This window comes from Salinispora cortesiana (genome assembly GCF_000484695.1).
Classification (GTDB): domain Bacteria; phylum Actinomycetota; class Actinomycetes; order Mycobacteriales; family Micromonosporaceae; genus Micromonospora; species Micromonospora cortesiana.
In genome coordinates this window covers 42,053-62,450 of sequence record NZ_AXVR01000017.1, presented here as the reverse complement: position 1 = coordinate 62,450, position 20,398 = coordinate 42,053, and the positions used below count along the sequence as shown (strand labels likewise).

Annotated in this window: 15 protein-coding genes; 8 read left to right on the top strand and 7 right to left on the bottom strand. The window is 69.7% G+C overall.

All coding sequences use genetic code 11. The annotated features are described in order from the left end of the window. Positions 1-14 precede the first annotated feature (14 nt). The gene (locus K228_RS0110490; RefSeq protein WP_025618411.1) at positions 15-947 is read left to right on the top strand and encodes an NAD(+)/NADH kinase; all 933 of its coding nucleotides are present in this window, start codon (positions 15-17) and stop codon (positions 945-947) included. A 1-nt stretch (position 948) separates the two neighbouring features. Here the strand turns inward: K228_RS0110490 and pgm are convergent, their stop codons facing one another. Both pgm and K228_RS0110480 read right to left on the bottom strand, forming a co-directional pair. Beyond that, a complete protein-coding gene (gene pgm / locus K228_RS0110485) occupies positions 949-2,607 on the bottom strand; it encodes a phosphoglucomutase (alpha-D-glucose-1,6-bisphosphate-dependent) (protein WP_033776739.1) in 1,659 nt (552 codons plus the stop codon). Positions 2,608-2,674: 67 nt separating this feature from the next. Then, a complete protein-coding gene (locus K228_RS0110480) occupies positions 2,675-3,661 on the bottom strand; it encodes an App1 family protein phosphatidate phosphatase (protein WP_080671571.1) in 987 nt (328 codons plus the stop codon). 181 nt (positions 3,662-3,842) lie between these two features. On the opposite strand from K228_RS0110480, the gene K228_RS0110475 reads away from it, so the two are divergent. The 3 genes from K228_RS0110475 to K228_RS0110465 all read left to right on the top strand — a co-directional run bounded on the left by K228_RS0110475 (position 3,843) and on the right by K228_RS0110465 (position 7,312). Beyond that, positions 3,843-5,456 carry a hypothetical protein gene (locus K228_RS0110475; protein ID WP_025618408.1) on the top strand — a complete coding sequence of 538 codons (1,614 nt, stop codon included), beginning with the start codon at positions 3,843-3,845 and terminating at the stop codon, positions 5,454-5,456. 146 nt (positions 5,457-5,602) lie between these two features. After that, positions 5,603-6,274 carry a hypothetical protein gene (locus tag K228_RS0110470; protein ID WP_025618407.1) on the top strand — a complete coding sequence of 224 codons (672 nt, stop codon included), beginning with the start codon at positions 5,603-5,605 and terminating at the stop codon, positions 6,272-6,274. Positions 6,275-6,358: 84 nt separating this feature from the next. After that, positions 6,359-7,312 carry a TAXI family TRAP transporter solute-binding subunit gene (locus tag K228_RS0110465; protein ID WP_025618406.1) on the top strand — a complete coding sequence of 318 codons (954 nt, stop codon included), beginning with the start codon at positions 6,359-6,361 and terminating at the stop codon, positions 7,310-7,312. On the opposite strand, the gene K228_RS0110460 is transcribed toward K228_RS0110465, so the two are convergent. Both K228_RS0110460 and K228_RS0110455 read right to left on the bottom strand, forming a co-directional pair. Further along, positions 7,262-8,767: a sensor histidine kinase gene (locus K228_RS0110460; RefSeq protein WP_025618405.1), complete on the bottom strand. Its 1,506-nt coding sequence runs from the start codon at positions 8,765-8,767 to the stop codon at positions 7,262-7,264. The two genes, K228_RS0110465 and K228_RS0110460, sit on opposite strands and share 51 nt — an antisense overlap. 6 nt (positions 8,768-8,773) lie before the next feature. Next, positions 8,774-9,430 (bottom strand): response regulator transcription factor, encoded by a 657-nt coding sequence (locus K228_RS0110455; protein WP_025618404.1) that lies wholly within the window; start codon positions 9,428-9,430, stop codon positions 8,774-8,776. Between the two features lie 179 nt (positions 9,431-9,609). Here K228_RS0110455 and K228_RS0110450 point away from each other — a divergent pair, with 179 nt between their 5' ends. Continuing rightward, positions 9,610-10,149: an acyltransferase gene (locus K228_RS0110450; protein ID WP_025618403.1), complete on the top strand. Its 540-nt coding sequence runs from the start codon at positions 9,610-9,612 to the stop codon at positions 10,147-10,149. 65 nt (positions 10,150-10,214) lie between these two features. On the opposite strand, the gene K228_RS0110445 is transcribed toward K228_RS0110450, so the two are convergent. The 3 genes from K228_RS0110445 to K228_RS0110435 form a co-directional block, all read right to left on the bottom strand. Continuing rightward, on the bottom strand, positions 10,215-11,963 hold the full coding sequence (locus K228_RS0110445; protein ID WP_025618402.1) for a CDP-glycerol glycerophosphotransferase family protein: 1,749 nt from the start codon (positions 11,961-11,963) through the stop codon (positions 10,215-10,217). Between the two features lie 192 nt (positions 11,964-12,155). Further along, positions 12,156-13,439, bottom strand: a complete 1,284-nt coding sequence (locus tag K228_RS0110440; RefSeq protein ID WP_025618401.1) for a nucleotide sugar dehydrogenase — start codon at positions 13,437-13,439, stop codon at positions 12,156-12,158. A 4-nt stretch (positions 13,440-13,443) separates the two neighbouring features. Further along, positions 13,444-15,009: a glycosyltransferase family 2 protein gene (locus K228_RS0110435; protein ID WP_025618400.1), complete on the bottom strand. Its 1,566-nt coding sequence runs from the start codon at positions 15,007-15,009 to the stop codon at positions 13,444-13,446. A 592-nt stretch (positions 15,010-15,601) separates the two neighbouring features. Here K228_RS0110435 and wecB point away from each other — a divergent pair. Genes wecB through K228_RS0110420 form a run of 3 tightly spaced genes read left to right on the top strand, consistent with a single transcriptional unit; the run spans position 15,602 to position 20,312 of the window. Next, complete coding sequence (gene wecB / locus K228_RS0110430; protein WP_025618399.1) at positions 15,602-16,684, top strand: non-hydrolyzing UDP-N-acetylglucosamine 2-epimerase; 1,083 nt, start codon at positions 15,602-15,604, stop codon at positions 16,682-16,684. Continuing rightward, positions 16,684-18,180, top strand: coding sequence for a glycosyltransferase (locus K228_RS0110425; protein ID WP_029723467.1), 1,497 nt, complete (start codon positions 16,684-16,686; stop codon positions 18,178-18,180). Before wecB ends, K228_RS0110425 begins: the two co-directional genes overlap by 1 nt. Further along, the gene (locus K228_RS0110420; RefSeq protein WP_025618397.1) at positions 18,177-20,312 is read left to right on the top strand and encodes a glycosyltransferase; all 2,136 of its coding nucleotides are present in this window, start codon (positions 18,177-18,179) and stop codon (positions 20,310-20,312) included. Before K228_RS0110425 ends, K228_RS0110420 begins: the two co-directional genes overlap by 4 nt. Positions 20,313-20,398: the final 86 nt, after the last annotated feature.

The following is a 20,398-nucleotide window of genomic DNA, read 5'->3' as shown; positions in this document are numbered from 1 at the left end:
GGTGAGCTGGGCAGATGGATCAGATCCGGCTCGGACTGGTGCTGCACCCGACCCGGGACGTATCCGAGGTGGTCGACCTCATCGTCGATTGGGCAACGAGGCACCGGATAGCGCTGGCGGTGCGGGGGCCGGACCGGCACCGGGTACCGGCGACGGTGGAACCGCTTCCCACTGAACAGGTGGCCCCGACCAGCGACGTGCTGATCAGCATCGGCGGCGACGGCACCATGCTCGGCGCGTTGCGCTCGGCGGTCCGCGACCCGAAACCGGTGCTCGGGGTGCACCTGGGCCAGCTCGGCTTCCTGGTCGAGGTCGAGCCGCCGGACCTGCCCACCGCGTTGGCCCGGCTGGCCAACCGGGACTTCACCGTGGAGCGGCACAGCTGCCTGGCCTGTGCGGTCTGCGGTGATGATGTGGTCGCGTTCAACGATGTCGCGTTAGTTCGCCGGCCCGGCGCGGGCTTCGTCACCGCCACCCTCGCCGTGGATGGGCAGCAGTACGGCTACTACCGGTGCGACGCGCTGGTGGTGAGCACGCCGACCGGGTCAACGGCGTACGGCTACGCCGCCGGCGGGCCGCTGATCTCCCCGGCGAGCGACGTGGTGGTGGTGACCCCGTCCGCCCCGATGGCGGGGATCTCCCGCTCGGTGGTCCTCTCCCCCGACGAACGGATCCGGCTGGAGCTTGCCCCCGGCTCCGCGCCGATGGCGGTGGAGATGGACGGGCAGGTGATCCAGGAGGCGGCGACCGAGGGTGCGGTGGAGGTCACCTACCAGCGCGATGCCGGCCTGGTGGTCCGCCTCGACCCACGCCGCTACCGAGAGCGCAACCAGCTCAAGCTGAGCCTGCTGGACCTGCCGCTCCTGCCCGAGCAGCTCCGCGAACTCCTCCCCGAGGGCCTCCGCGAGGAGCTGATGAGCCGGCGGCGACTTCCCCCGCAGCGTTGACTCACCCGCCCGAAGCCGCCGCCAGCACCGACGAGACCAACTCCTTCGCCTCCGCCTGGATTCGTGCCAGCTGCTCGGGGCCCTGGAACGACTCGGCGTAGATCTTGTAGACATCCTCCGTGCCGGAAGGGCGGGCGGCGAACCAACCGCTCTCGGTGGTGACCTTCAGGCCACCGATCGGAGCCCCGTTGCCGGGTGCGCGGGTAAGCGTGGCCGTGATCGGTTCCCCGGCCAACTCGGTAGCCGTCACCTGATCCGGCGAGAGTCGACCGAGCACCGCCTTCTCCGCCCGGCTGGCGGGAGCGTCAATCCGGGCGTACGCGGGTGCGCCGAACCGCCCAGCCAACTCCGTCCAGTGCTCGCTCGGGGTGCGGCCGGTGGTGGCAATGATCTCGGACGCCAGCAGGCAGAGCAGGATGCCGTCCTTGTCGGTGGTCCAGGTGCTGCCGTCGCGACGCAGGAAGGAGGCACCGGCGCTCTCCTCGCCGCCGAAGCCGACCGCGCCGTCGAGCAGGCCCGGCACGAACCACTTGAAGCCAACCGGCACCTCCAACAGCGGGCGCCCCAGGTCGGCGGCCACGCGGTCGATCATCGACGACGAGACCAGGGTCTTACCGACGGCGGCGTCCGGCCCCCACCGCGTCCGGGTGCGGAACAGGTGGGCGATGGCCACCGTCAGGTAGTGGTTCGGGTTCAGCAGACCGCCGTCCGGGGTGACGATGCCGTGCCGGTCGGCATCGGCGTCGTTACCGGTGGAGACCGCGAACCGGTCCCGCGCGGCGATCAGCGACGCCATCGCGTTCGGGGACGAGCAGTCCATACGGATCCGACCGTCCCCGTCCAGGGTCATAAAACGCCACGTCGGATCGACGGTCGGATTGACCACGGTGAGGTCCAGCCGATGCCGGTCCGCGATCTCGCCCCAGTAGGCGACACTGGCCCCGCCGAGCGGATCGGCCCCGATCCGGACGCCGACTGCCCGGACCGCGTCGAGGTCGAGCGCGGACGGCAGGTCGGCCACGTAGCGGCCGAGGAAGTCGTACCGGCCGGTGGTGTCGGCGGCGCGCGCCCGCGCGTACGGGATGCGGCGCACCCCCTTGAGCCCGGCGGCGAGGATCGCGTTCGCGCGCTCCTGAATCCACGTCGTGACGTCGGTGTCCGCCGGGCCGCCGTGGGACGGGTTGTACTTGAACCCGCCGTCCTCCGGCGGATTGTGCGACGGGGTGATCACGATGCCGTCCGCGAGCCCGCTGCTCCGCCCCTGGTTGTGGGCCAGGATGGCGTGGGAGAGGGCCGGCGTCGGAACGTAGCCGTCCCGGCTGTCCAACAGGACTGGGACCTCGTTGGCGGCGAGCACCTCCAGGGCGTCCACCGCCGCCGGGGCGGAGAGCGCGTGGGTGTCCCGGCCGAGGAAGAGCGGGCCGGCCAGACCGTGCTCCCGCCGGTAGTCACAGAGCGCCTGGGTGATCGCGACGATGTGATCGGAGTTGAACGCGTTCCGCAGCGGGGACCCCCGGTGCCCGGAGGTGCCGAAGGAGACCCGCTGCCCCGGGTCCGCCGAGTCGGGGTGCTCCGCGTAGTACGCGGTGACCAGCATCGCCACGTCCACCAGGTCGGATGGCTGGGCGGGCTGGCCCGCGCGGGGGTGCGAGCTCACCACGTGGCCTCCTGGTACCGGCCCACATCAGCCATGTCTCGACGCTATCAAGGTCTGGTGCAGCAACGGCTCAGACCAGACCCGCCTCCCGCAGCAATTGCCACAGCCCGGCCCCATCCGGTGCGGAGAGCCACTCCTGCCCCACCGGCGGAGCGGAGGCGCTGTCGCTGGCGGAGTACGGCAGCGCACCGGCGAGCATCGCCTGGGTCGGGGAGAGCCGGCGAATCGCGATCCCGGCGACGTTGTCCGGGTGGGACACCGCGAACTCCCGGTAGATCTCCTGGTCGTGCTGACCATCGTCGCCGACCAGCAACCACCGCACGTCCGGGAACTCCCGGGCGAGCCGGGTCAGGGTGGCCCGCTTGTGCTCCCGGCCGCTGCGAAACCACCGGTCCGCCGTCGGGCCCCAGTCAGTGAGCAGCAGCGGCCCGGCCGGGTAGAGGTGCCGAGACAGGAACCGGGTGAGGGTCGGCGCCACATTCCAAGCGCCCGTGGACAGGTAGAACACCGGAGCGCCGGGGTGGGCGGTAACCAGCCGCTCGTACAGCACGGCCATCCCGGGCACCGCGGCCCGGGCGTGCTCGTCTAGGACGAACGTGTTCCAGGCGGCCAGCAGGGGCCGGGGCAGCGTGGTGACCATGACCGTGTCGTCAACGTCGGAGATCACCCCGAAGCGCACCCGGGGGTCAAGTATCCGCACCGGCGCCTGGACCGGCTCCGCCTCCGGGACTCGGATCCGCACCGACCCCCAGCCCGGGGGGAGGTCGACCGGGACAATCGTGTCCACGAAGCCGCTGCGGTCGGTCCGCGTCTCGTGCCGCTCTCCCCCGGATTCGATGTCCACCTGGACGTGCTTGGCCGGCAACGTGGCGAAGCTACGCCAGCCCCGGACCTTCTCCGGCCGGCCCCGCTGCCGGTTGTCCGGCCGACCCAACAGCACCCGACACATCACCCGAACCCAGCCCGGGGCCCCGTAGCCCGGGTAGGCCACAGTGTGGATCCGCCAACCGGTGCGCCGTAGCCGCCGCTCGACCAGACGGTGTACGGCGTCCTCCATCCGCGCGGCCCGGTGTAGTTGGGGTACGGCCAGTTGGCCGGCGGAAGTCGATGGCACACGGCCACCCTGCCACAACCGATCTACCCCGGCCACGTCAGGCGAACGGGCGGGGCACCGAACCGCTCCGCCCAACGGAGCGCCTGTGACAGACTCCGGTGAGGAGGATGACGGGGGCCTGGTCGTGTCGCAACCTCTACCGCGCCGTGGGCGATGGCGCCCACGGCTGGACCCGCCGGCACTCGTCGCGCTGGCCCTCGGGGTGGCCGGCGTCGGGTACCGCCTACTCCTCACGCTGTCCACGGTCCCGCCATCAAACAGCGACGAGGCGACGTTCGGACTCGCCGCCCTGCACATCGCCGCTGGCGAGGAGCGGCCCGTATTCCTGTACGGGCAGCACTACATGGGGATGCTGGAGTCATACCTCGCCGCGCCCCTACTCGCGCTCCTCGGGCCCAGTTGGCCGGTGCTGCGGCTGCCGCTGCTGGCCCTCTACGCGCTCTTCCTCTGGCTGATCCATCGGCTGACCCGCCGGATCGGCTCCCCCTGGTTCGCCACCTTCGTCGTCGGCCTGCTCGCGCTCGGTTCGCAGCGGGTGGTCCGAGACCAACTGACCGTGGTGGGTGGGCGCCCGGAGGGGAAGGTGGCAGTGCTGCTGATGCTGCTGGTCGTGGTGGGTCTGGCCCAGGGGACGCTCCGGCACCGCCGGCTGGCTGTCGGCCTGTTCGGCCTGCTCGCCGGAGTCGCCGTCTGGTCCGACTGGCTGATCCTGCCCTACGTCGGAGCCGCCACCCTAGCGCTGCTCTGGGCGGCCCGCCGCGACCTGCTCGGCTGGGCGGGCGCGCTGCTGGTCGCCGGGGTCACGCTCGGCGTCGCACCGATGATCGCGTACTACCTCACCGCCGGCCCCGGTACGGACCCGCTGTCGGTGCTCCGCGCGGTCAACACCGACGACGATCCGGACCCGCCGCTGGCCCAGCGGTTCTCCGGTGCCGTACTAGAGGGGGTGCCGCTGGCCACAGGACTCTGCCCAATCGACGGCTGCGGTCGCTGGCCGGCGTGGTTCGGCCTGCTCTACCCGGCGCTGCTGGGGATCGCGACCGTGGTCGCGGTTCTCGCGTATCGGCGGGCCACCGGACGCGCCGCGCGGGTCGCCCCGATCGTGCACCTCGCGCTGGTCGTCGGCGCGGCATTGACCCTCCTGTCGTACGCGCGCAGCCCACTCGCCGCCACCGACCCCCTCTCCAACGCCCGCTACCTGGCGCTGCTGCACCTGTCCCTACCCGCGGTGCTGTGGCCGCTCTGGCAGGTGGCGGTCGCGGCCCTGCGGGGTACAGCCGGCCTGTTTGAACGGCTGGCCGGCACGCTCGCCGCAGCGCTCCTCGCTGCCCTCGCCGCCGCCGCTGCGCTGGTCACGGTGCTCTTCGTCGCCACCGACACCGGCGCTCCCCGGGCTGACGAACGCGCCGCCCGGGAACTGGCGGACACGCTGCGCGCAGCCGGACCCCACGAGGTCTACGGGACCTACTGGACCTGCAATCGCCTGATCTTCAACACGGGCGAGCGGGTGGCCTGCGGAGTCCTGGACGACGGGCTCGCCCCGGGACAGAACCGCTACCCCGCCTACTGGGCCCGGGTGGCGGCGGCGAGCCGGCCCGGGTATGTGGTGGAGACCGGATCGCCGCAGGAACAGCGGCTGCGTCAACTGCTGGGTGGGCGAGCCGACGCCGCCCTCATCGCCGACCTCGCTGGGTATCGGGTGTATCACCCACAGACACCGCTCCGGCCCTGGAGGTAGGGCGACCGTCATCGCGCCCGCCGGCCGCGCCGCCCGCCCCCGCCGCCACTCCCGCAAGATTTCCTCAAGGCTTGGCCCAATCGGTTCCCTACCCCTGTGACAGCCGTCACCGTAGAGGAAATCCGACGCCGATAAGGAGTCCCGAGGTGAACCCGACCCTTCTGGACCGTCCCCGGTCAGCGTCGACCCCGCACCCGCTGGACTGGCTGACCCTGACCGCCGGGTTCGAGGCCGCCTGTCTCCTGCGCTGTGTGACCGCGCCGACGACGGCCCGACGCCAGCGCGGCGTCCCCGTCCACCCACCCGAGTGGGTGGAATTCAACCGCGAGGACGCGGCGCAGCGGCTCCGCCACCTGCTCTACCAGCTCGAGGTTCCGGTCACGCATGAACGCGCCGTCGGCGGCCTGCGCCGCCGTTACGAGCTGCACCGGCTGACCGTCGCACCGGCCCAACAGTCCGGGTACGCCGCCATGCTGGACGCCAGTTGGCACCGCGGACGCGGGGAACTCATCGGTGCGCCGGTGCGCGGCGCGTCCGGCGCCCGACGAGTGGGGCGGACCCGGCTGGCCGCAGCAGCCTGGCGGGCCGCGCTGCTGGCCGGCGGCCGACACATCCGCCGGCACATCCTTGGGATCCGGGTGACCGACCGGGACCTGGCGGCGATTCTTGTCCGGAGCGCCGCCCTGCTGGACGCGCCGGCGATACTGCGCCCCGGGACCGGCTGCTATCTGGTGAGCGTGCCGCACGGACCGGCCCGCGAACGGATCATGCAGGCCACGAAGCTGGGGCCACCGCCCCCCGAAATAGTGGCCGTCTGATCTCCTCGGTGGGCAGGCGAGGCAAACGCCGGGACCGCATCGACGGACAACCGGGGTTGCGCCCGGCCACTCGTACCACGCACAGTGCAGCGCGTGATCAGAATCCCAGGTCGCCGACGCGACGCGGTGCTGCCGGTACTGCTCCTGGCGATGGCGCTGCCGGGCCTCACCGGATGCCAGCACGGCCCTCCGCCAGCCGTGCAGATCCGAATCGCCACCGGCAGTCCCACCGCCGTCTACTACGCCTTCGGGCAGTCACTGGCCACCATCCTCAATCGGGAGCTACCGAACGTTGAGGCTGAGGTACTGGTGACCGCCGCGTCGGCGGAGAACATCCAACTCGTGGGCGCGGGCGAGGCAGAACTCGGCTTTACCCAGGCCGACGTGCTTCCCGCCGTCCCGGCCGCGCCGACCATGGCCGCGGTGGCCCGCGTCTACGATGACCTCCTACATCTCGTCACCACCCCGACCAGCGGCGTCCGCACCCTCGCCGACCTGCGGGGCCGACGGGTCTCCGTGGGGGCACCAGGCTCCGGCACCGAGATCACCACGTCCCGACTGCTCGACGTGGCCCAGCTCGCCGGGGATGCGGTACGCCGGGAGCGGCTCGGCCTGGACGACTCGGTCGAGGCACTGCGGACCGGCCAAATTGACGCGTTCTTCTTCTCCGGCGGCCTACCGGTGGGGGCGGTGACGACGCTGGCCGCGCAACGACGCGTCCAGTTGATCGAGCTGGGTTCGTGGAGTACGCCGCTTCGCGCCCAGCACCCCGGCTTCTACGTCTCCCGGGACATTCCTCACTCGGTGTACGGGGTGGACCCGGTGACCACCGTCGCCAACCCGAACTACCTGATCGTCCGCGCCGACCTGCCGGAGTGGCTGGTCCGGGAGCTGACCCGGCTCCTCATGGAGCGGCGCGAGGAGTTGGCATCGGCACACCCCGCTGCCGGCCAGACGAGTCAGCGCTCGGCCATCAACACCACGCCCCTACCACTGCACCCCGGGGCAGTGGCCTGGTACAACGCGGTCAAACCGTAGCCACCGGTCAGCGCCGGGGGGAAGGACAGGACACTTCCTGCTCCCCGTCGTCGACGGAGTTGGGCAGCGACGCGGGAAACCGCAGGGCCGCGACGCGGGAAACCACAGGGCCGCGACCAGACCGTGGGGCTGATTCGGACGCATACTGAGCCGCCCCGCGGAGGCGTCCACCAGGACGGCGACTATGGCCAGACCCAACCCGGCACCGTCGATGTTCTGTGCCTCCGGCGCCCGCCAGAACCGTTCGGTCGCCTGGTCGAGCTGGCTGGCCGTCATACCCGGGCCGGTGTCACGTACCTGCAGCGTCGTCCCGTTGTCCCGACCCCGGACCTGCACCGTCACCTCACCCCCCGCGCCGCTGAACTTCACCGCGTTGTCGATCAGCGCATCAAGCGCCTGGTCAACGGCGGTCGGCACGGTCCGCACATACGCCGGAGCCGCATCGGTGTCCAGCCGCAGCGTGATCGAGCGGCGACGTGCGAGCGGCTCCCACGCCGCCACCCGGCTCGCGGCGACCGCCGCCGCGTCAACGGTCAGGCGTAGATTCTCCGTCCGCTCGGCCCGCGCCAGGGTTAGCAGAGCATCCAGCACGAGCGCCAGCCGGTCGGTCTCGGCTAGGGCGAGCTGGTGCTCGGCCTGGCCCTGCGGGTCGCCCAGACTGGGCCCCAGCTCCTCGACCCGCAGCCGCAGTGCCGTCAACGGATTGCGAAGCTGGTGGCTGGCGTGCGCCACGAACGCCCGCTGTCGATCCATCACGTCGGAGACGGCATCGGCCATGTGGTTGAAGCTCGCCGCCAGGCGGCGTAGTTCGGGTGGGCCCTGCCGATGCTGCACGCGGGCGTTCCGATCACCCTCGGCGACTTCGTGGGTGACCGCGTCCAGCTCGGTGACCGGTCGCAGCACCCACCCGGCCAGAGCGAACGCGGTCGAGACGCAGGCCAGCACCGCGAGCAGGCCGGCACCGGCGAGCAGCAGCCACCAGCGGGTGACGGCCTCCCGGATCCGGTCGGTGGGGGTTATGGTGACCACCGCGCCGAGCACCTCGCCGCCATCGTTGATCGGCACCGCGACGACGATCGGTCCGTCCACCCACGGCAGCACCGAATCCGGCCCACTGGCCTGCTGCCCGGAGAGGGCCACGTCGAGCGCCCCCTGGGTGCCCGGGGCGGATTGCCAGTTCGGCGACGCGACTATCATCCGCCGGTCCCGGTCAACGACCGCGGCGCCGATGCCGTACAGCTCGTCGTAGCGGTCCAACTCACTGCCGATCGGGGCGGCGCTGCCGCCGCGCAGCGCCACGTCGGCCAACGACGCGAAGCGGGTGGCGTCGGCGAGCCGGTCGGCACGTACCCGCTCGGTCTCCCGGCTGGCCAGGGTGGCCGCGAGCGGGGTCTCCAGGGCGACCAGGACCAGAACCATCAGCAGCAGATAGCTGATCACCAGGCGGCGACGCACCGCGCCTCACCCGTTCCGCAGCCGGTAGCCGATCCCGCGAACGGTCTCCACCAGGCGTGGGTCGCCCAGCTTGCCGCGGAGGGAGCCGACGTGCACCTCGACGGTGTGCCGGTCGGCGAAAGTGGTTCCCCAGGCGTCGAGCAGAATCCGATCGCGGGGCACGGCGGACCCGGGCTGGCGGGCCAGGGAGAGAAGTACGTCGAACTCCTTACGGGTCAGCGCCACCTCCTGGGCATGGATGCGCACCGTACGGGCCGCCACATCGATCTGGACCGGACCGACCTCGATCAGGTTGCGCTCTGGCGCGGCTTGGGCGGCCCGGCGCAGCACCGCCTCGATCCGGGCCTGCAACTCCACCATCGAGAACGGCTTGACCACGTAGTCGTCCGCACCGATCCGCAGCCCCAGTACCCGGTCGCGCTCCTCCCCCCGCGCGGTCACCGCGATGATCCCGAGTTGGTTGCTGCGCCGCCGCAGCTCCCGACACAGGTCGGTGCCGTCCCCGTCGGGCAGGGTGAGGTCCAGCAGGGCCAGGTCACACGGGGCCGCGCGGAGCGCGGCGGCGACCGTCGCCGCGTGCTCCACCTCGTAACCGCGCCGGGTCAGGGCCCCGGTAAGCGCGGCGGCCACCCGGTGGTCGTCCTCGACTAGCAGGATCCGCACCCAGTGCCCCCAACTCTCGCCTTCGTTGACCACGAATGGTCGCAGACGTCGGCGGTTGACGGGAGAGCGGATTCCCCACCAACCCAGTCGCGCCGACGGCGACGCGGCGGCCCGGCGGGGAGGCTCGGTGGGGTGGCTATGCTACGACGCGATTGAGACCCGAGACGATGTGAGCTGACATGACTGACACCAACGACCGTACGCCGGTCTTTGTCCACCCCACCGCCGACGTGGAAGCCGGCGCCCAGATCGGCGACGGCACGAAGGTCTGGCACCTGGCCCACATCCGCGCCACCTCGCGGGTCGGCGCAGGCTGCGTCATCGGACGCAACGTGTACGTGGACGCGGAGGTCACCGTCGGAAACCTTGTCAAGATCCAGAACAATGTCTCGGTGTACCAGGGCGTAACCCTCGAGGACGAGGTCTTCGTCGGCCCCTGCGCGGTCTTCACCAACGACTTCCGGCCCCGGGCCCAGAACCCCGACTGGACGATCACCGAGACGACGGTGCGCCGTGGAGCTTCCATCGGCGCCAACGCCACCCTGGTCTGCGGGATCGAGGTCGGCGAGTACGCCATGATCGCCGCTGGCTCCGTGGTGACGAAGGACGTCAAGCCGTACCAGCTGGTGGTGGGGAACCCAGCCCGCCCGAGGGGTTGGGTGAACGCCAAGGGCGAGGTCGTCTCGCGCGATGTGGACAACCCGCCACAGCAGGGCTGACCTCCACCGATGACGAACGGGGGAGGGCCATCGGCGACCTCCCCCGCTCCGTCCGCTACCTCGACTCAGGCACAGAGGCGGGCGACCTCAGCCCGGAACCGCTCCATCGCGTTCGGCTCGTCCGGGCCGAGCAGGTAGGTCTTCAGCTCCCGTCGCGCCTCGGCCATCGGGTCGTCGCCGGCCCGGGTCAACCCCAGGACCTTCTCCAGCTCGCCGGCGTCGCTGGAGAGCAGGTACGCAGCCCGTGCGGTGGGGTACTTCCGGCGGAACTCGTCCTCCGGCAGTCCACCGGGATTAGCCACAACGTACGGTCGCTGACTCTGCACGAAGTCGGACACCACGCTGGAAACATCACTTACCAACAGGTCGGTCTGGTTAAAGCAGTCAAAAAGCGCCGGCACCCGGCCGGTCACCACGAGGTGCCGAGAGCCGTCCAATGAGGTCGCTTCCGGGTCGCCGCCGGCCGCGCGAATCAGCCCCACCATCCGCTCGTGTACGGCCTTGGCCTTTGGCGAACGGGAGCCCGTCAGCGGGTGGGGCTTGTAGATCAACCGAACCTCGGGCCGGCTCTGCAGCAGACCCCGGACGATTCGCTCGCCCATCAGGACCAGCGAGGTGTGGTACAGATCGTCGTCGAGCCAGCCTTCCCAGGTGGGAGCGTAGAGGACAGTGAAAGGCCGCGTGACAGCCTCCGAACCGAACGTGCGCACGCCAGCGAGCTGCGGTCGTCCAATCTCGACGATGTCCTCATCCCGTACGCCGACGGCGGCCCGCTCATACCGCTCACGGCCGGCCCTACCGGCCACCCACACCTCGTCGTAGACCTTGCTGTACGGATTCACGCTGGCCTGCTTGTCGCTGTCACCATGCCCCACGAAGACGTGCCGGACGCCGGGCTCCCGGAGAAGGTGGATGTTGGCACCCACGTTCGCTACGTAGAGTGCGACCCGCAGCGAGGTGAACTCCAGGTTCATGAAGTCCACTCCGGCGGGCACACTGACCACTGGCAGCCGGGTGTCGGCCAACGCGGCGAACGCCTGCTCGTTGCGGAGCAGCACCACCGCCCGACGACCACTGGCCTCCACCGGGGCGAGCCACATGTTGACCTGGTAGACGTCCTTCGCCGGCCCGGCGAAGTAGAGGGCCACCTCCGGCTGCACTCGCGTCATCCAGGAGTGCAGGGCAGGCAGCGTTTCGAGGGCGCCGCCACGGCCACGCCGCCAGTTGATCGCCAACGCTCCCGCCACGACCAACCCAGCGGTCAGGGTGAGTAGGCCGGTTGCGCCCACCGGCGCGGCACCATCAGTCAGGGCCGCCGCCACTGCCGCCGGCAGGAGCAGGAAGTTGAGCAGCGGCATCCGCAATCCCGCTACCCGCTGGGCCCACCGGGGCGGGGCCGGCCTCCGCCCCGACACTCCGAGATCAATGTTTCGGGTCTGCGCTTGGAAGGGCGTCCGCTCGGCAAACCGTTGCAACGTCGTGGTGCCGACGGCGAGCGCCCAAAGCCCGGCGGGCAAGAGCAGGGTCATCACTGCTCCGGCGATGCCGGGATCCACGGTACTGATGACCAACAACACCACGGACAGGTCGCGGAAGAGCCAGCGGACGGTCGGGCCGAGGCCCGCCCGTTCCACCAACACGCCGACCGACGCGAACCGGGTCGCGAGTGCGACCTCGCCAACGATCACGACCAACGCGGAAGCCGCGAATAGGATCACCCAACCGAGCATCCCGCTCAGGACCATGGTCCCGTAGCCCAGCAGGGTCACACCGGCTACAGCGAGACCCCGCTCACCCCGAATAATGCGGAACACTGCGCCACCCCTGTCCAGTCCAGATCGACCGCTGCGACCCTAACGGGAAACGGAACACCCGGTGTTGCCGGGGTGGCCGGCCGGGAAACGGCGTCCGTGTCCGAGGTGACACGGACGCCGTACCTCGACTGGTCGACCAGGGGCCGTCAACACGGCGCCGGACGGCCTCGGTAGCCGGCCCTTGGAAAGCCACTAGCCGCCGATGACGACCCGTCGAACACCGGACCAGTTGGCCGGGTCGGTCACCCGGCGACCGTCCACGAGGACGGAGACCCCCGGCAGGTCGGCTGGGGTCAGAGTGCGGTACTCGGCGTGATCGGCCTGCACGATCGCGGCCCCCAGCGACTCGCCGTCGTACGCCGGCAGACCCTGCGCGGCCAGCTCCTCGTTGGTGTACAGCGGGTCGGAGACATACGGGATCGCGCCCCGCTCACGGAGCGCCGCGACCGTGGGGAAGACCCCTGAGAAGGCGGTCTCCTTGACGCCGCCCCGGTAGGACGCCCCCAGCACGAGGACACCGACCCCGGTCAACTCTCCGTAGGCGGCCGCGAGCAGGTCAACGGCGTACTGCGGCATCATCGCGTTGGCCTCGCGGGCGGCCCGAACAACGGTGGCGGCCGGGTCATTCCAGAGGTACATCCGCGGGTAGACCGGGATGCAGTGTCCGCCGACGGCGATGCCCGGCTGATGAATGTGACTGTATGGCTGGGTGTTACACGCCGCAATGACCTTGGTGATGTCCACACCTACGGTGTCCGCGAAGCGAGCGAACTGGTTCGCCAACCCGATGTTGACGTCCCGATAGGTAGTCTCGGCCAACTTGGCCAACTCCGAGGCCTCGGCCGAACCGAGGTCCCAGACACCCTGCTGGCCACCGAGGTCATCCCGCTCGTCGAAGTCGAGAACCGCCTCGTAGAAGCGCGTGCCGTGCTCCGCCGACGCGGCGTCGATGCCACCAACCAGCTTCGGGTAGCGACGTAGGTCGGCGAAGACCCGACCGGTGAACACCCGCTCCGGGCTGAAGACCAGGTGGAAGTCCGTGCCGGCGGTGAGGCCGGAGCCCTCCTCCAGCATCGGCGCCCACCGATTGCGGGTGGTGCCGACCGGCAGGGTGGTCTCGTAGCTGACCAGCGTGCCGGGCTTGAGGCCACGGGCGATGGCGCGGGTGGCGTCGTCCATCCAGCCGAAGTCCGGCACCCCCTCGGAGTCCACAAACAGCGGCACAACCACGACGACCGCCTCCGACTCGGCGACGGCGGCGGCGGTATCCGTGGTGGCCGACAACAGCCCGGCGGACACCGCCTCCTTCAACTTGACGTCCAGGTCGGCCTCGCCTGGGAACGGAACGGCACCGTCGTTGACCAGCTGGACGACTCGATCGGATACGTCGGCACCGATCACCGTGTGCCCCTTCGAGGCGAACTGCACGGCGAGCGGTAGACCGATCTTGCCGAGCGCGACGACACAGATGTTCATGGAACTACTTTCCTCCAGGTGGCCAGATTCGGCTCAGACGGGCAAGGACCCGGCGGGGTGTCACCGGAGCGATCGCGACGACCACCTGGCCCTTGCGATTGATGATGGGGGAAACGAGGTAGCACCGGAGGCCACGCCAGGCCAGAAGGCGGGGCGCAGCGAGCCCCCGGCCCGCGCGTAGCAGCGCCGAGCCGGTCCCCGTCGGGGCGGTCACATGGGTTGTCACCGCCTGCCGCACCCCATTCGCCGCGGCCTCCACGAGCAGGCGGTCAACCACGAAGTTCGTCCGTACGACCATACCCGATTCATCCGGTTGGACGGACGTCGCGCCGGTTACCCCGCCGAGGCTCACCCGCACCGTCGTGCCGATGTCGGCCAGGGCCATCCAGCGGCTCCGTGCGGTGACCCCGAGTGCCCGCGCACCAGAGGCATCCCGCCCCCACTCCAGCCCGGTCGCGTCCATCCCGGCCATCACCTTCGCCGCCTGACCGGAGACGTCGTACCATTCGTCCGGGTAGCCGAGCGACGGGTCCCGGAATCCGACATAGCGGGCGTACCAGCGGTCATCCTCAACGACAACCTCCGGCAGGGTCTTCACCGCCTGCTGCCCGATCAACTCGCGCAGCCGCTCCAACTCGGCGTCCCGCGCGACCGCAAGTCGCAGCCGGAGCGCGGGCGCCATGGCAGCCAGAATGCCGTCAGTGAGGTATGCCCTGGCCAGCGCCCGAATCCGCTCCTGGACATGCTGCTGGGCATCCGCCGCGAGGTCGAGGAACTCGGCCCGCAGGAGCTTCGCCACCTCCCAGCTGAAGTGACGCAGCAGGACGGCGTCCCGCCGCGAGCCCGGCTCGATCAGCCCGGCGACGAAACTCACCAGTTCCTCGGCGCAACGCAAGCGCTCCTCGAAGTTGCTCGCGTACGTGATGTTCTGTGCGTCGTCCCGCTTCACCGCGTAGTAGTACTCGTCGTCGGCCAGGACGGAGACCTTCGCCGCATGGTAGCAGGCCTGCAGCGTGAACGGCTGGTCACTGCCCATCGGCATGTCGGTGCGGAAGCGCAGGCCATGTCGCTCGAGCAGCTCCCGCCGGAACAGCTTCGTATTCGACAGCGACCATGGCAACGCACTGTCGAAGAGATCGATCCGCTCTCGGGTCTCGGCGTAGACGTCCTGGTGTACGTACCGCTTGTTGGTGCCGACCATTCGCCCGAGCACAACATCGGAGCCCCACCTGTCGGCAGCGTCGACCAGTCGCTCCAGCGCCTCGACACCAAGATAGTCGTCAGCGCCGATGAAGAAGACGTACCGGCCACGTGCCTGGTCGAGAGCGCTGTTGCTCGGCGCCGCAGGACCGCCCGAGTTCGGCTGGTGGAACACTCGGACCTGGTCGGGGTAACGCTCGGCGTACTGGTCCAGCACGGCGCCGCCACCATCGGTGGAGCCGTCGTCAACAGCGATCACCTCGAGCCGGTCCAGCCCGATACTCTGCCCAATCAAGGAATCCAGGCAGGTCCTCAGGTACGGCATGGTGTTGTAGACAGCGACGAGGACACTGACATCCGGCGTTCCCATCCGTTCCCTTCCGAGTCACCCTGCTCGCTGTTGGTGGGAAACCCGCCGTCAGTCAGGGGCCATCGCCGCGCCCTCAGCGACTTGTCGCAACCAGGTTTCCCCGGCGCTTCGGGCAGAACCCCCGCGAGTGTACGGCACCGTAGCGCGCGGTGGACGCGCCCACGCCTGCACCCATGCCCACCCGACGAGTGACCGGTCGGCACCGCTTACGCCCTGCCCGAAGCCCACCCGCCCCGCCGTCGGTTCCGGTCCGAGGCCTCCGGCCGGCCCTCGGCGCAGACGAGAGATCCAAGCCACATCACCGTACGTACTGACATCCGCCCACGGAGTAGGCGGCACCACTGTCACGCCAGCCCTGGGCGCTGCACCACCTTGCATCCAGCAGGTAGGGTGAACCGACGAAGAGAGCGATGAGACCGACCTCCGCCCAACCGGCGATCGGACAAGTCCTCCGAAGAGGTCAGGAGTGACGCGGCGTAGGTCTTGTGGGATTTGGCAGCCACTTCCGCCTGAGGCACAATTCGTCTGACTCAAGGGACAGCGCCGGCCGACCTGCGGCTGCCCTTCACACGATCATCACGGGAGTCAACAGGTGAAGGTCATCAGCGTGGTCGGGGCTCGCCCCCAGCTGATCAAGCTAGCTCCGATCGCTGCGGCGTTCGCGTCCACGGAGCACGAGCACCAAATCGTACACACCGGTCAACACTACGACGCCGACCTTTCGGATGTGTTCTTCTCTGGTCTGGGCATCCCCACCCCGGATGTCCACCTCGGCATCGGCTCGGGCTCGCACGGAGTTCAGACTGGCAAGGCCCTCGCGGCGCTGGACCCGGTCTTCATGGCGGAGAAGCCAGACTGGGTGCTGGTCTACGGTGACACCAACTCGACCCTCGCCGGGGCGCTCTCCGCGGTCAAGTTACACCTACCGGTGGCGCACCTGGAAGCGGGATTGCGGTCCTTCAACCGGGCGATGCCGGAGGAGCACAACCGCATCCTCACCGACCACGCGGCTGATCTCCTACTCGCCCCCACCAACGAAGCGATGCGCCATCTCGCAGCAGAGGGCCTCGCCGCACGTTCCACTCTGGTCGGCGACGTGATGGTGGACGTCTGCCTCCGGATCCGCGACTCCGTGCTCTCCGGTGACCACCCGGCACCAGCGCTGCCGGAGGGCATCCAGCCCGACGAACCGTACCTACTCGCGACGCTGCACCGGGCTGAGAACACCGACTCGCCGGAGCGACTGGCGATGCTGGTTGACGCGCTGGCAGACCTGCCCGTACCGGTGGCGCTACTGGCACACCCACGGCTGGCCGCGAAGGCCGAGGAGCACGGCGTGCGGCTCAGCCGCGGCGCCGTCCACGTCGGTCGTCCGCTGCCCTACGCCGGGATGGTCGCCGCGGTCCTCGGCTCGACCGGGGTGGTCACCGACTCCGGCGGCCTGCAAAAGGAGGCCTACCTGCTGGCCCGGCCGTGCACCACGCTGCGACCGGAGACGGAGTGGATCGAGACTCTCGCGGACGGCTGGAACCAGCTGGTGCCAGACCCGTCGGCCTACCCACGGTCGGAGTGGGCCGGCATCGCCACCCGCCCTGCTCCTACCGATGCGCCTGGCACGCCGTACGGCGACGGGCACGCCGCTCATCGAGTGGTCGAAAAGCTTACCGAAAAGTGATGTCGACGGCCATCAAGAAAGCGGAGTACACCCCGGCCATGCCTACTTCCCGCGACTTGTCCAGTTCCTCAGCCACCGGCCGCGGCCGACGAGACGGCCGCCCTCATCTGATCTACCTGGCCATTGGCTTCCCGCCCGCAGCCAAGAGCTGCGCGTACCGGATGCGGGAGACGGCCAACCAGTTCCGTCGGATCGGGTGGGACGTGACCGTGGTGACGATTGCCTCCACCTCCTGGGAACGCGACTCGGGCGTTGACTACAGCCTCCTGGAACAGGTCGACCCCGGGATCACGGTGCTGGAGTTGCCGCTGGCCCGGGAGGACCTCGAGACGGACATCCGGAAGTTCAGCGAGGAGCGCGCGCTTCGGCCCGCGAAGTGGGTGACCAACCTACGCAAGCGGGAGAAAAAGGTCTTCCCGGAGCCGGTCTTCGGCGGCTGGCGGGAGACGATCGAAAACGCCGTGCTCGGCCTCCACCGTCAGCATCCGGCCGACCTACTGCTCGCGAGCTGCGTCCCGTACGTAAACCTGGCCGCCGCTTGGCGACTCTGGGAGACGCACGGCGTGCCGTACGCGGTCGACTTCCGCGATGGCTGGTCGATCGACGTGGTCAACGGCGGCGTCGCCTTCACCGAGGAGTCCGAGGCCGGAGTCTGGGAGCGTCGCATCCTCGACGATTGCCAGGCGCTCTGGGTCGTCAACGATCCGATCGCCGAGCACTACCGGGACCGCTACCCGCACATTGCGGAACGGGTGCACGTGGTGCGTAACGGGTACGACGAGGACAGCGTGGCAACGGTCCAGCCACGCCGCCCGGACCCCGAGAAGGGGCTCGTCTTCGGCTACCTCGGCACTGTCAACTACAACGCCCGACAGCTCGGGGCCGTGATCACCGCCTGGCGGAAGGCGCGAGAGCTGGAGCCGCTGATGCGCAACGCTCGGCTCGAGATCCGCGGCCATATCGGCGCCGGCGCCGCCCGGGAGGCCAACGGTCTCACGGAGTTGATCAGCACGGCCGCAGCTGATGGCGTCTCGTTCGGCGGCCCGGTCCTCAAGGCGGAGGTGGCCGAGACGTACGCCAGCTGGGACGCCCTCGTACTGATCCTCATCGGTGGCCGCTACGTCACCTCCGGCAAGGTGTACGAATACATGGCCACCGGCCTACCGATCGTATCGGTGCACGAGGTCGATCATGACGCAACCCGGGTCCTGGACGGGCATCCGCTCTGGACCGGCGCGTGTGGCCTGGACGAGGAACGCCTGATTGACAGCTTCCGGTCGGCCGCGCGGATGACCGCCGAGGCCACCGAGGCCGAGCGGGCCGGTGTACGTGCCCACGCTGCTCCGTTCACCCGGGAGACCCTGATGCGGCGGGCCGTCGAGCAGCTCGCCGAAGGCGTTGTCCGCAGCGGGGCTGACTCAACCGGCGTCGCGCCCCCGCCGCCGAGACCACGAATGACCGACGATTCTCGACAAGCCGGTGAGGTGCGCGCATGAGCGACGTTCTGCTGGTGGCCGGCGTACCGCCGCAGCCAGGGTTTCTGTCTTCGGCCGTGCACCGGCTGCAGAAGGCCGGCGCGAGGGTGCACCTGGTCGGCGCGGTCGACACGGAGGACCTCCCGGCCGACGTACGGCTGGACGGGCTGTGCGCGCTCCCCGGCGACATCGCCAAGGCCCTGCCGGCACGCGCAGCCGCCCGGGCCACGCCGGCCGAGCGGGTCTGGACAAGGATCCGCCGCGAACGATGGGCGAGGGAGCAGGCCCGGAACGCGGATGTCCTGGTGGCGCTCGACCCACACGCCATCTACGCCGTTTGGCGGATGGCACAGCGCAACCTTGGCGCGGACGCGCGGTACGGTGTCCAGCCCGCGGTGCAGGCTGTCATCGGGCGGCAAGGGACCCCGCCCCCCGGGGCACTACAGCGGCTGGCCAACAACTTGCCGTCCAGGAGAATGGTCCGGCGAAACCTCACTCACATCATCAACTCCGCACCCCGGGCAGCGATTGACGCCGTCACCGCCCGGCCGATCATGCGAAGCAAGGCCGGGACAAAGCTCTGGTTGGCCGCCGTACGGACGCCGAAGATTCCCGACCGGCTCCGGACAAAGGTCGCCCGTCAGGTCGCCAAGGGGATGGACTGGGCTGACCGGCCCGAGGGCGAGGCGCTGATCCTTACGGCCACGGCAGAAAAGCTACGCACCCCAGTTTCCCGGGCGCGGATGCTCGGTGACGCGGCCAGCCGCGAGTTGAAGGCCGGAATTCCGCCACAGGACTTGAACAGCGCCGTCGACGCGCTTCTCGCCATCGCTGACGAGCGGCACCGAGCCGGCAAGCAACCGGCGGCAGCCAATCTACTCAACCGGGCCATGAAGCTGGCTTTCGACCGGGTGCTGCACATCGACCGGCTCACATCGCCGTTGGCGGAGGACCCGGAGGGCTTCACCGCACCGTTCCGTAACTCGCTCGCGGCGACGACTGTCGCGGCCCCTCGCGGCCGCAAGCAGCCGGCCGCGCCGCCGCCGACCGATCGGCCGCTACGGCTGTTGATCGCCACCAGCGCGAACGACAACTTCCTGAAGCTGATCCGCGCCCACTACGAGTCCCACCCGCAGGTGGAGATCCGCTACCTCGACCTGGCGGCCGACAGCAAACTCAAGAGTGTCACCTGGGCCGCGACGCAGATGCTCGAGCAACGGCTGTCGGCGGAGGAGACACCGTACGGGGCAAACGCCGAGGAGCAGCTGCGACCGCACCTCGACTGGGCCGACACCGTGTTCGTGGACTGGTGTGTCGCGCCGGCCGCGCTGTTTACGATTCTTGATCCGGGCACCACCCGGATCATCGTGCGCCTACACAGCTACGAGACGTTGTCCCGCTGGCCGTACATGGTCGACTTCTCGCGGATCGATGACCTCGTCTTCGTCGCCGATCACATCAAGGACCTGACCACCACGCTGGTCCCCTACCTGCAGGGCCCGGATGCGCCGCGGATGCACGTGCTCGACAACGCGATGGATCTGAGCGGTTTCCAAATCGACAAGCCGTCGGACGCCCGGTTCCAACTGGGCATGGTCGGAATCAGCCAGGTCGCCAAGGACCCGCTCTGGGCGGTGGAGGTTCTCCGACAGGTACGGCGGCATGACGACCGATACCAGCTGCTGCTGGTAGGTGGCGACATGAACCCGAACGTCAGCGTCGCCAGCCGCAAGTACCTGGATACGCTCAACCGCGAGTTGGAGGAATTGGAGGCGGTTGGCGCGGTGCGGCGGTTCGGCCCGACCGAAGACGTGCCGAAGGCACTCGCCGACGTTGGTGTCATCCTCAGCTCCTCGGTACGCGAGGGCTGCCATTGCGGCTTGATGGAGGGCGCCGCGAGCGGGGCGGTGCCGGTCGTCCGGGACTGGCCCTTCTTCGCCGGCCGGCCAAGCAGTGCCCGCACCCTGTACCCGCAGGGCTGGGTTGTCGGTAGTCCTGAAGAGGCAGCGGAGCGAATCCTCCAGACAACGGCGACGGAGGAGACCTGGCGTGCTGCCGGCAACGAAGCCTCGGCTCACGCGCTGGGTGAGTGGGACTGGCCGGTGGTCCAGCAACACTTCGACCGGCTAATCCTCGGCAACCACGTGGTCTGACAGCCACGGGCAATAAGCGACGAGCGGGGCCCCACCAGCTGGTGGGGCCCCGCTCGTCGCTATATCTGACTACCGGGGAGTCCGGG